This window comes from Aliivibrio fischeri, assembly GCF_009727955.1.
Lineage (GTDB): Bacteria > Pseudomonadota > Gammaproteobacteria > Enterobacterales > Vibrionaceae > Aliivibrio > Aliivibrio fischeri_A.
This window is the reverse complement of sequence record NZ_WOBR01000004.1, coordinates 265,916-279,149: the sequence shown is the minus strand read 5'-3', so window position 1 is coordinate 279,149 and position 13,234 is coordinate 265,916. Positions and strand designations below refer to the sequence as shown.

At 37.9% G+C, this 13,234-nt stretch carries 9 protein-coding genes; 5 read left to right on the top strand and 4 right to left on the bottom strand.

Going from position 1 to position 13,234, the window contains the following annotated elements; all coding sequences use genetic code 11:
• Positions 1-3: 3 nt before the first annotated feature.
• A complete protein-coding gene (locus GNP81_RS04770; protein ID WP_155674305.1) occupies positions 4-2,007 on the bottom strand; it encodes an NADPH-dependent 2,4-dienoyl-CoA reductase in 2,004 nt (667 codons plus the stop codon).
• A 218-nt stretch (positions 2,008-2,225) separates the two neighbouring features.
• Between GNP81_RS04770 and sppA the strand changes: the two genes are divergently transcribed.
• Both sppA and ansA read left to right on the top strand, forming a co-directional pair.
• Positions 2,226-4,082, top strand: coding sequence for a signal peptide peptidase SppA (sppA, locus tag GNP81_RS04765; protein ID WP_155674304.1), 1,857 nt, complete (start codon positions 2,226-2,228; stop codon positions 4,080-4,082).
• 92 nt (positions 4,083-4,174) lie between these two features.
• Positions 4,175-5,188, top strand: a complete 1,014-nt coding sequence (gene ansA, locus GNP81_RS04760; RefSeq protein WP_005419937.1) for an asparaginase — start codon at positions 4,175-4,177, stop codon at positions 5,186-5,188.
• Positions 5,189-5,293: 105 nt separating this feature from the next.
• Here ansA and asd read toward each other — a convergent pair whose 3' ends face one another.
• Complete coding sequence (asd, locus tag GNP81_RS04755; RefSeq protein WP_155671623.1) at positions 5,294-6,409, bottom strand: aspartate-semialdehyde dehydrogenase; 1,116 nt, start codon at positions 6,407-6,409, stop codon at positions 5,294-5,296.
• 624 nt (positions 6,410-7,033) lie between these two features.
• Here asd and nhaC point away from each other — a divergent pair.
• Complete coding sequence (gene nhaC, locus GNP81_RS04750; protein ID WP_011262206.1) at positions 7,034-8,470, top strand: Na+/H+ antiporter NhaC; 1,437 nt, start codon at positions 7,034-7,036, stop codon at positions 8,468-8,470.
• An 86-nt stretch (positions 8,471-8,556) separates the two neighbouring features.
• Here nhaC and GNP81_RS04745 read toward each other — a convergent pair whose 3' ends face one another.
• Both GNP81_RS04745 and yejK read right to left on the bottom strand, forming a co-directional pair.
• A complete protein-coding gene (locus tag GNP81_RS04745) occupies positions 8,557-9,747 on the bottom strand; it encodes a chemotaxis protein (RefSeq protein ID WP_155674303.1) in 1,191 nt (396 codons plus the stop codon).
• A 140-nt stretch (positions 9,748-9,887) separates the two neighbouring features.
• Positions 9,888-10,904, bottom strand: coding sequence for a nucleoid-associated protein YejK (gene yejK, locus GNP81_RS04740; RefSeq protein WP_026029399.1), 1,017 nt, complete (start codon positions 10,902-10,904; stop codon positions 9,888-9,890).
• A gap of 80 nt (positions 10,905-10,984) precedes the next feature.
• Between yejK and GNP81_RS04735 the strand changes: the two genes are divergently transcribed.
• Positions 10,985-11,212, top strand: coding sequence for a YejL family protein (locus GNP81_RS04735; protein ID WP_005419945.1), 228 nt, complete (start codon positions 10,985-10,987; stop codon positions 11,210-11,212).
• A gap of 19 nt (positions 11,213-11,231) precedes the next feature.
• A complete protein-coding gene (locus tag GNP81_RS04730; RefSeq protein WP_155674302.1) occupies positions 11,232-13,040 on the top strand; it encodes a DUF3413 domain-containing protein in 1,809 nt (602 codons plus the stop codon).
• Positions 13,041-13,234: the final 194 nt, after the last annotated feature.

Here is a 13,234-nt window from a genome sequence, read left to right as displayed (position 1 = left end):
AGGCTATAACTTTGAAGCCAACTCTACTCCTTGACGAATCGCTCTTTTCGCATCCAGTTCACCTGCATAATCAGCCCCACCAATAACATGATGATTGATTTCATTTATTGTTAATGCTTCAGCTAACTCATTAACAGACACCTGCCCTGCACACATAATGACATGGTCGACATCTAACAACTTAACCTCATCATTATGTCGAATATAAAGACCATCATCATTCACTTTTAAATATTCAACACCTGCTAGCATATTCACGCCACGTTTTTCTAACGTACGCTTATGAATCCAACCCGTGGTTTTTCCAGGTCCTTTACCTATGCTTCCTTTTTTACGCTGCATGAGCCACACTTCTCGTGATGATTTATGGGTATCTTGAGGCTTTAATCCACCTTCAAATTCAATATTTTTATCAATATCCCAATCTCGTAACCATGTTTCTAATGTCTGATTTCCCGGTTCAGTTATCATTGTAGCGACATCAACACCGATTCCTCCCGCACCAACAACCGCTACTTTTTGCCCTAATGTCGGTTGGGTTTTAATATAGGTTTGATAATCAATCACTTTAGGATGTTCACTCCCTTCTAAGTGAGGAGCTCTTGGTTTGACCCCCGTTGCTACGACGACGTCATCAAATTGGCGTAATTCATCCATTTCAACGCTGTAATTTAATTTCACGACAATGTTCTGGTGGTCGAGCTTATTGGTAAAATAACGAATGGTCTCTTTAAACTCTTCTTTACCTGGGATTTGCATTGCTAAATTAAATTGCCCACCGATACGCTCATTGCGTTCAAAAACGGTGATCTGATAGCCACGCTCAGCCAATGATACCGCACAAGATAAACCCGCCATCCCAGCACCAACCACCGCAATAGATTTCGTTTTATTACTTGGTTCTAAGAATAATTCAGTTTCATAACACGCTTGAGGATTAACTAGGCAGGTTGCTCTTTTAGCCTTAAACACATGATCTAAACATGCTTGGTTACATCCTATGCAAGTGTTAATGAGCTCCGCTTTGTTTTGTTCTGCCTTATTTACAAACTCAGGATCCGCTAAAAATGGACGAGCCATTGACACCATATCAGCTTGCCCCGTTGCTAATATATCTTCCGCTACTTCTGGTGTATTGATTCGATTACAAGTAACCAAAGGTATCGATACTTTATCTTTTAATTTTTCAGTTACCCAACTAAACGCCGCTCTTGGTACTTGGGTCGCAATTGTTGGGATACGAGCTTCATGCCAACCAATCCCTGTATTTAAAATCGTGACGCCTGCTTTTTCTAACTCTTGTGCAAGTTCAACGACCTCTTCAAAAGTGCTGCCTTGTTCAACCAAATCAAGCATAGATAAGCGGAAAATAATGATGAAGTCAGAACCCACTTTTTCTCTTATGGCTTTAATAATTTCTAGAGGGAAACGAATTCGATTTTGGTAGCTCCCTCCCCAATTATCATAACGAACATTAGTACGAGCACAGATAAATTGATTGATTAGATACCCTTCAGAGCCCATGACTTCTATACCATCATAATTTGCTTGTTTCGCAAAATAGGCACTATTAGCAAAATCACGGATTGTTTTTTGAATCTGTCGCTCACTCATTTGAGACGGGGTAAACATACCGATAGGTGCTCTAATATCTGAAGCACTTAATGCAAGTGGATGCATGGCATAGCGACCTGCATGCAATAACTGAAGGGCAATCTTACCATCATTATCATGCACAGCCTGAGTTAGTGTTTTATGTTTTTCTGCTGCACGAGACGAGCTAAACTGTGCACTAAATGGAGTTAAACGACCTCTAAAATTTGGAGCAAAACCACCTGTGACAATGAGCCCAACACCACCTTTTGCTCTTGCGGCATAAAAAGCAGATAACTTTTTAAATCCATCATTACTTTCTTCAAGGCCAGTATGCATGGATCCCATCAGCACTCGGTTTTTTAACTGAGTAAATCCTAAATCTAACGGCTGAAACAAATGTGGGTAGCTCATATCAATCCATCACTTATAATTATTGTGGTCTGACCAGAATAGTATCAATATACGTTTGTTACAATTACCTTTTTACAATTATGCAACATTCATCAAATCTTTTACTTATTACGCATAAATCAGACTAATTCTCACTTAGACCTTTTGGCCTAGTTACTTTATTTACTACTTAGAGTAGGATATAGACATAGATCATAAAATGTATAATAAGGAAATATATGAAAGGGTTATTCCACTTCATAGGCAAATGTTTTCAAGCGATATGGAAGTTACTTTCCTTTACGCGCCAGCTCGTACTTAATCTGTTTTTTCTCATTTTTATTGGCGTCATTGCTTTCGCATTCTTAGATAGCACTCCCCCATCAACAGAAGATAAAATTGTTGAACCCAAAGCATTAATTCTCGACTTATCTGGCCCAATTGTTGAAGAAAGCAAATTTAGAGAGCCATTAGAACGAATTACTTCTGATGTTTTAGGTAGCCAAAAATCACAAGAAAATGTGTTATTTGATATCGTCGATACGATTCGTTTTGCAGCACATGATAATAATGTGTCTGGCTTGGTGCTTCATCTAAAAGAAATGAACGAAACCAGCCTAACTAAACTGCGCTACATTGCTAAAGCAATCAATACATTCAAAGCAGCAGGCAAACCAGTCTATGCTATTGGCGATTATTACAATCAAAGCCAATATTATTTAGCAAGTTATGCAGATAAGGTCTTCATGGCTCCAGATGGTACTGTTTTGTTACGTGGTTATGGTGCGTATACACTTTACTACAAAGATTTGTTAGAAAAATTGAATGTGTCTACTCATGTATTCCGTGTCGGTACATATAAATCGGCAGTTGAACCCTACCTTCGTAATGACATGTCTGATGCTGCAAAAGAATCAGCTTCAGCTTGGTTAACGCAGCTTTGGGATGCTTATCTAGATGACGTTTCAACCAATCGTCAAATCGATCCAAAAACACTCACTATGCCAATGGATCAATTTATTGCTAAATTAAAATCAGTGAATGGCGATCTATCGCAAATGACGGTAGAGCTAGGTTTAGTCGATAAGCTAGCGACACGACAAGAAGTTCGCAAGGACCTCATTGAGCAATTTGGTTCAAATGGTTACGACAGTTTTAAACAAATTAGCTATTACGATTACTTGCCGCAAGTTCAACCAACCGTCATTCCTGATGCTCAAGATATTGCAGTTGTTGTCGCTAGTGGTGCAATTATGGATGGAACACAGCGCCAAGGTACTGTTGGTGGTGATTCAACCGCGTCTCTTCTGCGTCAAGCTCGTGGCGATGACAAAGTAAAAGCAGTTGTTCTTCGTGTTGATAGTCCAGGAGGTAGTGCGTTTGCTTCTGAAGTCATTCGTAACGAAATTGATGCATTAAAAGAAGCTGGAAAACCAGTCGTTGTGTCTATGTCTAGTGTAGCGGCCTCTGGTGGTTATTGGATTTCAGCAAGTGCTGATAAAATTATTGCTCAGCCAACAACAATCACAGGTTCTATTGGTATTTTTGGTATTTTAACGACGTTTGAGAAAGGGTTAGAGAAAATGGGAATCCACAGTGATGGTATCTCTACCTCTCCTTTTAATGGTGTTGGTATTACTCGTCCTTTAAATGATGATGTTGCTCAAGTTATGCAGCTAGGTATTGAACATGGTTATCATCGCTTCATCAAATTAGTCAGCGATCATCGTAACCTATCATTAGAGGCCGTAGACAAAGTGGCGCAAGGCCGAGTTTGGACAGGTAAAGATGCGTTAAAACATGGTCTTGTTGATCAGCTGGGTGATTTTGATGATGCAGTACAAGCAGCTGCTCAATTAGCAAATATGGAATCATACAACCTATATTGGGTAAAAGAACCACTAACGCCAATGGAGCAGTTCTTAGAAGAATTAAGCATGAACCTAAATGCGAGTGTCAGAACAGAGTTATTTTCATTTGCCCCTGAAGCTTTGCAACCTACGATTAATAAAGTTGCAACAGATATCAATATGTTAAATAACTTTAATGATCCAAAAGGGCAATATCTCTTCTGTTTAAACTGTAGCAATCTTTAAAAGCATGACGAGCCCGACACATGTCGGGCTTTCTTTATGCCAAATGCACAGTATAATCCCCCCACCTCCCATAACTCTGTACCGTTGTTATTATGGAAAGAAAACACATTTACATCGCCTATACAGGCGGCACAATCGGCATGATTAAGTCTGATGACCATGGTTATGTTCCAGCTGCTGGATTCATGCAACATCAACTAAAACAAATGCCAGAGTTTCACCGTGCAGAAATGCCAATTTTCACCATTCACGAATACGAGCCTTTGATTGACTCTTCAGACATGACGCCTGAAGATTGGCAGCGTATTGCTGACGATATTCGTGCAAATTACGACAAATACGACGGATTTGTAATTCTTCATGGTACGGATACCATGGCCTATACAGCATCAGCTCTTTCTTTCATGCTAGAGAACCTTGGTAAACCAGTTATTGTAACGGGTTCACAAATTCCTCTTGCAGAACTTCGCTCTGATGGCCAAAGCAACTTATTAAATGCATTACATATTGCAGCAAACTACCCTATCAACGAAGTAACGTTATTCTTTAATAACAAGTTGATCCGCGGTAACCGTAGTACGAAATCCCATGCGGATGGTTTTGATGCGTTTTCTTCACCAAATTTACCACCTCTATTAGAGGCTGGTATTAATATCCAAATTAATGGTGCAGAGATCAACAAACAACCTGAAGGTGAGTTCACGGTAAATAACATCACACCACAACCAATCGGTGTAGTGACAATGTACCCTGGGATCTCAGCAGAAGTGATCAAAAACACACTGCGCCAACCAGTGAATGCGATGATCTTACTGACCTTTGGTGTTGGTAATGCTCCGCAAAATCCAGAGCTTCTTGCTCAATTAAAAGAAGCATCGGAACGTGGTGTTGTAGTGGTTAACTTAACTCAATGTTTATCTGGAAAAGTAAACATGGGTGGATATGCGACAGGTTGTGCTCTAGCTGAAGCTGGTGTAATTAGTGGGTATGATATGACGCCAGAAGCGGCTCTAGCTAAGCTTCATTATATTTTAAGCAAAGAATTACCATATGAAACCATGCGTACGATGATGCAGCAGAATTTATGTGGTGAATTAACGCATTAATATCAATCCGAATAAGTAATTGTTCAGATAATTTCGTAGGAAAAAGGCTTCCCTGATATTCTCATAGGAAGCCTTTTTTAATTCCAATCAATAAGTATTAACAGCTTATCTTTTTTCGTTCAAAATAATACGTAATGTACGACGAAGTGGCTCTGCTGCACCCCATAGCAACTGATCACCAACGGTAAAGGCATTTAAGAACTCATTACCCATCGACATTTTACGTAAACGGCCAACAGGAACAGATAACGTCCCTGTTACTTTTGCAGGTGTTAATTCTTGTGCCGTAATATCACGTTCATTAGGGATTACTTTAACCCAATCGTTATGCGTTGCGATGATCTCTTCAATCTCATCCATTGGAACATCTTGTTTTAGTTTAATCGTCAATGCTTGAGAGTGACAACGCATTGCACCAATACGTACACACGTTCCATCAATTGGCACTGGCGCATTTTCAAGCCCTAGAATCTTGTTCGTTTCTACTGTTGCTTTCCATTCTTCTTTACTTTGGCCATTTTCACGCTTTACATCAATCCATGGGATCAACGAGCCTGCTAATGGAGCACCAAATTCAGAGGTAGGGAAAGAACCAGAACGAATGGTTTCTGCTACTTTTCTATCAATATCTAAAATTGAACTCGCAGGATTTGCCAACTCAGAAGTCACACAATCGTTAATCACGCCCATTTGTGAGATCAATTCACGCATGTTTTTCGCACCAGCACCAGAAGCCGCTTGATACGTCATTGCACTCATCCATTCAACTAGGCCAGCTTTATACAAGCCACCTAACCCCATAAGCATTAAACTAACAGTACAGTTACCACCTACGTAGGTATTTGTTCCTGCATGAATACCTTGTTGAATTTGATCAAAGTTAACAGGATCAAGAGTAATAATAGCATCATCTTTCATACGTAATGTTGATGCAGCATCAATCCAGTAACCTTTCCAACCCGCTTGTCTAAGTGCTGGGTACACTTTTTCAGTATAGCTACCACCCTGACACGTAATGATGGCATCTAATTTTGATAGTGATTGAATATCAAACGCATCTTGTAATAACCCTGCATCTTTACCAAGGTTTGGAGCTGGAATTCCAACTTGCGATGTGGTGTAAAATACAGGTTCGATATGATCGAAATCGCGTTCTTCAACCATACGTTGCATCAATACAGAACCAACCATACCGCGCCAACCAACTAAACCTACTCTCATTTTACTCTCCCTGTAATCTTAAAAAATAAATATGCTTCCTCCATCTATATGATGAACAGAATAAAATCTCAAGAACTATTTTTGTATGGCGTAAAATTAATCTCGTCTTTTTTCCTTACAAATTAACGAATACCTAAAAAGAACAAAGTGCATTTATTCACCAATAAAATATTTATCTTTTTATTAAACGAAAATTTAAAACAACATAAATATAACTTTTATGAGCTTTACACTAATAAACATTAAAACCCTTTAAAAGTGAACACTTTACATATCTTACACCTAGTTACATTTCACAAAATCTTGCCAGATACAAAAAAAGCAAACGTTTAAACTAGTAATCACAGACAAAATTTAAGGTTAAGTTACTTTTTACGCCATTTTTTAATACAAAATAAACACATTAACCTAGGATTAAAATCAACGACACCATAAATAAAAACCATTTATTAACATGATAATTACGCTTTTATTATTGAATTAACAAGAGTAGAGATAAAAATCACAAATCAACTAGAGTTAATCGATCTATTGTTGATCATAAGGTAAAGTGCACCTCGTTTAGAAAACACAATCCCTTATCGTGTGAATTTTATTCATACATACAAAAAAGAGGCTTTATACATGAAGCAAGCAACAACAAAGTTACCTTCGATTACGCAGGTGATTATATCTTTAGGGCTATTTCTACTTCTTGCCTTTTCGTTCACGGCACAACTTGATCTACCTATCCAACTAGCTCTTTACATTGGCTGGTTCATTATCATGACATTAGGTATCAAATTAGGCCATGACTACAAATCTTTAGAAAAAGCAGCTCTAAATGGCATCTCCAATGGACTAGGAGCGGTATTAATTCTCTTGGCTGTTGGCGCGTTAGTGGGTACTTGGATATCTGGCGGTATTGTTCCAACCATTATTTACTATGGTTTGAAAGCAATTCACCCTTCTATCTTCCTTCTTGCAACAATGATCATCTGTTCATTAACCGCTCTTGCTACGGGTACGTCTTGGGGCGCAGCAGGTACAGCGGGTATCGCAATGATGGGGATCGGTCAAGGTCTTGGTGTTCCAGCACCAATTACTGCAGGTGCAATCCTTTCAGGCTGTTATTTTGGCGACAAAATGTCACCTCTTTCAGATTCTGTAATCCTTGCTTCTTCAATGTCTAACGTTGAAGTTATGGAGCATATTAAAGGCATGCTGCCTGTTGCTCTTATCAGCTACATCATCACTGGTATTATGTTTACTGCATTCGGTTTCCACTTTGCTGGTAACGTAGACATGAGCCAAGTTGATTCTGTTATCTTAGCAATGGAAGAGCAATTTGTTATCTCTCCATTCTCATTTGTACCTGTTGTTATTGTTCTTGGCCTATTGGCGATGAGAATGCCTTCTTTCCCAGTGATCAGCTTTGGCTCTCTTCTAGGTATCGTTTGGGCAGTAATGGTACAAGATATCGATTTCTTGACAGCATTTAATACAGCATGGGCACCTTTCTCAATTTCATCTGGTGTTGAGTTTATTGATGCGATCCTAAATCGTGGTGGTATGTCTTCAATGCTTGGATCAGTTGCCGTTATCGTATTTGGTCTAGGTTTTGGTGGTCTATTAGATAAAGTAGGTGTTCTTGAAACCGTTGCGAAACTATTTGAAAAACGAGTTCAAGGTCCAGGTTCTCTTGCAACGAGTACGATTGCTACTGCTTTCTTTGGTAACATCTTCGGTTCAGCGATGTATGTATCGCTTATCCTTACACCAAAAATTTGTGCGAAAAACTACGACCGTTTAGGTTACAAACGTAAGAACCTATCTCGTAATGCTGAGTTTGGTGGTACGTTAACTTCAGGTATGGTTCCTTGGAGTGATAATGGTATCTACATGGCAAGTATCTTAGGCGTCGCTACACTGTCTTATGCTCCATTCATGTGGTTAAGCTTCGTATGTATTATCGTAACGATTGTAACTTCGTACTTCGGTTGGTTTGTTGATAAATGCGAACCAACAGTAACAGTAGAAGAAACTGATGAAGCTATCGCTGTAGAAACAAAAACAGCATAATTCTTAGATTACTCATTAAATAAAAATGCCAGTGATGATCACTGGCATTTTTTGTATCTAACGCTTAATTATTCGGGTTATGTTTATTACACTGCGGTTTTCTTAACTGCCGCTCTTTTTCCTAAGAAATAGCCTAAACCCAAAGGAGCAAAGAAAATAGCTAAGATAAACAAAATGAAGTAAATGATTGTACTCTTAATTAAATCGATCACTTTATCCATAGCAAGAGTTAAAACATCTTGGGATACTTGATCTAAATCCTGAGTAAACTTCTCACGCTCTTGAGTTACAATGATAGCAATCGCCTTACGCTCTCTTTCAACCATATCAACCAATTCTTTACGTTCACGAGCGACCATAGCTTCTAAAGCAATACGCTCTGCACTTAATTGATTCAGTTTATCATCGGTTTTCATATCCAAATCATCAAGCAATGGCTGCAACTGAATGCTCATCTGCTCGGCAAGGTTTTGCATATATTCTGGGTTGTTTTTCACAAAATCTTGGAACGATTGCGATGTATTTCGTAAGCTCTCTAGTGTTTTGTTCACGTCATTACCATTAATAGTACTATTCATGGCAATCAATTCAGCTTTCCACGTCATAATTTTTGGCGTTTGTTCAGAAACTAAACCAAGACGATCAGAAACATCTCCTAGAGCTTCAGGCATAGTACCTAGTGTCGCTACTGCTTCTGTTTCATCAATATTTTGATGAGCTAACCAAGCCTTTAATGCAGGTGTTCTACGCATCATTAAACTATCAAATGCATGATCTTTTACAAATTGAGTAACAAACTCTTTCCCTGATTTAAATTCTGAGCCAGATAATAGTTTTTCTGCCATATTTTCAATATCGACGTATAAAGCCTGACTGGTTTTATAATCAATATCGCTATCAAAAAGCTCTGCACCTTTACCTTCAGGAGAGAAAAACTGCTCCATTTGTGCAGCAAATACCCAAGTATCAATTAGAGCAACTTTTGGGGAGACCTGATAAGCCGCACGTTGAAGCCCCTCTTCTGCATGAATCTTCCATAATAAAACATAAGACTGATGTAAGGTGTCGTCTTTAGGGTAAGTTGATGCGATTTCATCTGCAGCAGATTCTACTTCACTAAAGAAATGCTTACTGTATTCACGAGTTAAAATACGTGTGTTTAACTCTGCTGTTGTTAATGGCACGGATTGAGACTCTAACTTAACTTCAAGAAGAGAACAGCCATTAAGCATCAAAAGAGAGATAATAATAGAAAAGAATTTAGAGGTGTGTTTCATGAACAACCCTACCTAACCAAAAATGATAATTAAAGAATAGATAGGGTATCATTTTGTAAAAAGCAAGCTATCAAATATTTGAGAAGAGTTGTCAAAACGTACTCAAATAGACAGCTTACTTTTGATCATATAAACAATAATTATGATTCAGAAGAACCTAATCGACGCGTTAATTGATCTTTAAGGTTTGGTGGTGTGCCCTTGATCGTTAACGTATCTGTTTCTGGATCATAAAAAACACGCTCACCAAGCAGCATTGCATCAAAATTTAATGATAAACCACCACCAGCACCAACAAATTTAGTTAATTTACGTAATGCTGTACGATCAACAGGAAAAGACTCTTCTAACTCATAGCCTTGCTCTTCTGCAAATTGATAAAAATTAGAACCAGATTCAGACGTTGGTAATTCACTTGCCAATTCTTTAACTGTTAATTCTTCACCCGCTTGCAGTTGACCATTACAGTAATCATAAACTTGTTTACGATATTGTTGTTTTTCTTCTTTATCTAAACGTTCATCAGCACAAAAATCTTCAACCGCTTGCATTAATACTTGGTTTTGAACCTTAGTATCCATACCAACATCAGCTTGTAAAAAATCTAAGAAGAAATCAGAAACTTTACGACCAACACGACCTTTAATGAAAGTCAGGTAACGATTTGAATCTGAATCTGTTTCCCAAGTAGATAAGTCGATACGTGCTGCAATGTCCATTTTTGCAATATCAAGGTAATCAGTCGCACTAATATCTAGCTGCTCAGTAACTTTCATACTTTCATTTGAAGGCAATACTGCAACAAACAGGTATTCTGTAGCCAATGATTGGTATTCAGCGATAACTAAAATACCTTCTTCCGCAAATGGATATTTAATCAGCTCAGACTTTAACTTCTCTGCTGAATTATTGCTAAACTCTAAAAATGGCGTTTCGTTCTTACGAACAGATGATAACCAATGACCAAACTCACTTTCAGTTTTGAAAACACCGAAGCCTTTACCCGCTTTTGAATTAAATACACGATGTAACTCAGAAACAAGAGCTTCTGTGAACTCTTCGTTCTCAAGAGTTTGATTTCTTAGACAAACTTCAAGTTCATCTTGCTCATTTTTTACTAATTTATGTAAAATTACGTTTGAAAGGGTTAAACTCATAATAGAAAAGGTTTTTAGTTGACGTACATAGTAGGTTATCATAAGCCGCTTTCACTATCATTAACTGACTGAAAAGACTTATGGCTATTACTTCAAAATACAGCAACAAACAAATTGAACAAATGTTAACAGAGATGGTCGATGTATTAGACAAACATCGTGCACCAGCTGATTTATCTCTAATGCTAGTTGGTAACATTGCAACAAACGTTCTAAACCAAGAAGTGCCAGCAGAACAGCGCCAAATCATCGCTGAAAAATTTGCTCAAGCACTACTTAGCTCACTAGATAAACCAAAAACTCACTAAGAGCGAGAATTCACAGACCATGGTTGATAGCGGGAATACATACGGCGACAAAGTTTCTAAGTTAATTACTTGGGGTCACTGGTTTAGCTTTTTCAATATCATAGCAGCAATGCTTATTGGTACGCGTTATATAGCGCAATCACCATGGCCTGAGACCTTTCTTGGTCAAACCTATCTTGTATTAAACTGGATAGGTCATTTTGGTTTCTTAATCTTTGGTTTTTATATTCTTGTTCTGTTTCCGCTGACCTTTATTACGCCATCACAACGACTTATGCGTATTTTAAGTGTCATCATTGCAACGGCAGGAATGACTCTACTCTTATTAGACACATACGCTTATCAGAATCTTCATTTGCATATCACGCCGCTTGTGTGGGATATGTTGCTTAACAATGATAAATCTAATTTAAATACACAATGGCAGTACTTATTCATTGTGGTACCTGTAATATTCCTACTGCAACTCTCATTATCTGAATGGGTTTGGAATAAGTTACGTAGACTTGCACATAAGCACGTTGGTCGTCCATTTGCGATCACATTTGCCATCGCTTTTATTGGTAGTCACTTAATTCACACATGGGCTGATGCATCAGCTTATGGTCCAGTAACTGCTCAACGTGCTACATTCCCGCTCTCTTACCCTATGACAGCTCGTTCATTTTTAGAAAAGCACGGCTTCATTGATCGCGAAGCACTTGCAAAACAAATTCAAAATGAAGGGACTGGTGGCGCAACAGAAGCCATGCGTTACCCTCTTGAACCTATTGTATTTAAAACAAAACAAAAAGATTACAACTTGCAAATCATTATGATTGATAGCCTTCGAGCAGATACGCTTAATCATACTGACACGCCAAATTTAACTCGATTTGCACAAAATAACCTGAACTATAACAATCACTATAGTGCGAGTAATAATCCAACGAGTTTATTCGGGTTATTCTATGGTCTGCCTGGCAATTACGTAGACAGTTTTAGAAATTCACACATCGAATCTCCAATTTTAACCGAGTTACACGCTAGAAATTATCAATTTGGTCTATTTAGCGGCGATGATTTTGATTCATCTCTGTATAAACAAATCATCTTTACCAAAGGTGAGATTGCTCAATCAACAGAAAAAATGAATGATAAAAAAGCGATTTCACAATGGAAAGAGTGGTTCGGTAAACAAACAAGTGAAAAACCTTGGTTTAGTTACTTAGAACTTACATCTGTGTCTGAATATGATGATGCTGAACCAATTTCTACTGAAAACGTAAACCAAAGCCTGTTTGAAGTAAATTATCGTAAAGCGGTACAAAGAACTGACAAACAGCTTAAAACAGTTTTATCGACGTTAAAGCAATCTCCAGATTGGGAAAAAACCATCGTTATCATCACATCTAACCATGGTATGGAATTTGATGAAACGCAGACAAACAGCTGGGGTTCAAGTACCAACTTTAGTGAATATCAACTACGTGTTCCTATGCTTATTCATTGGCCAAATGTAGAACCAGAACTAATAACGACAACATCAAGTCATTTAGATCTAACTCCTACCCTAATGGAAGAGTTTTTAGGTACAACAACACCTGCAAACAGTTATAGCAGCGGTATAAATCTATTTAATCAAACAGAAGAACGAAACTGGTTACTTGCCGGAGACAGAAAAAACATCGCGTTAATAACAGGAACAAATACTGTTGTTATTGATACTTTTGGTAACTATCGAGTTTACGATGAAAACTACCGTCGCTTGAAAGATGAAAAACCAAAGCTGTCTTTATTAATGCAAGGCATCTCTGAATTGAAGCGTTTTTATCACCCTAAAAAGTAAGGTGTGAATTAAAAACTCAAGGATATTTCTAATCCCTTCCTTAATTGTGAAGGGATTTTTTTTACCTATAAAATACGAACAACTGCTTTTTCCATCCTAAATTGTCGCAATTGCGATCAAAATGAATATTTTTAAAGCAAACGGAAAATATTTCAAAAAGAATACTTTACAATAAGTAAGGGTATCGCTATTAT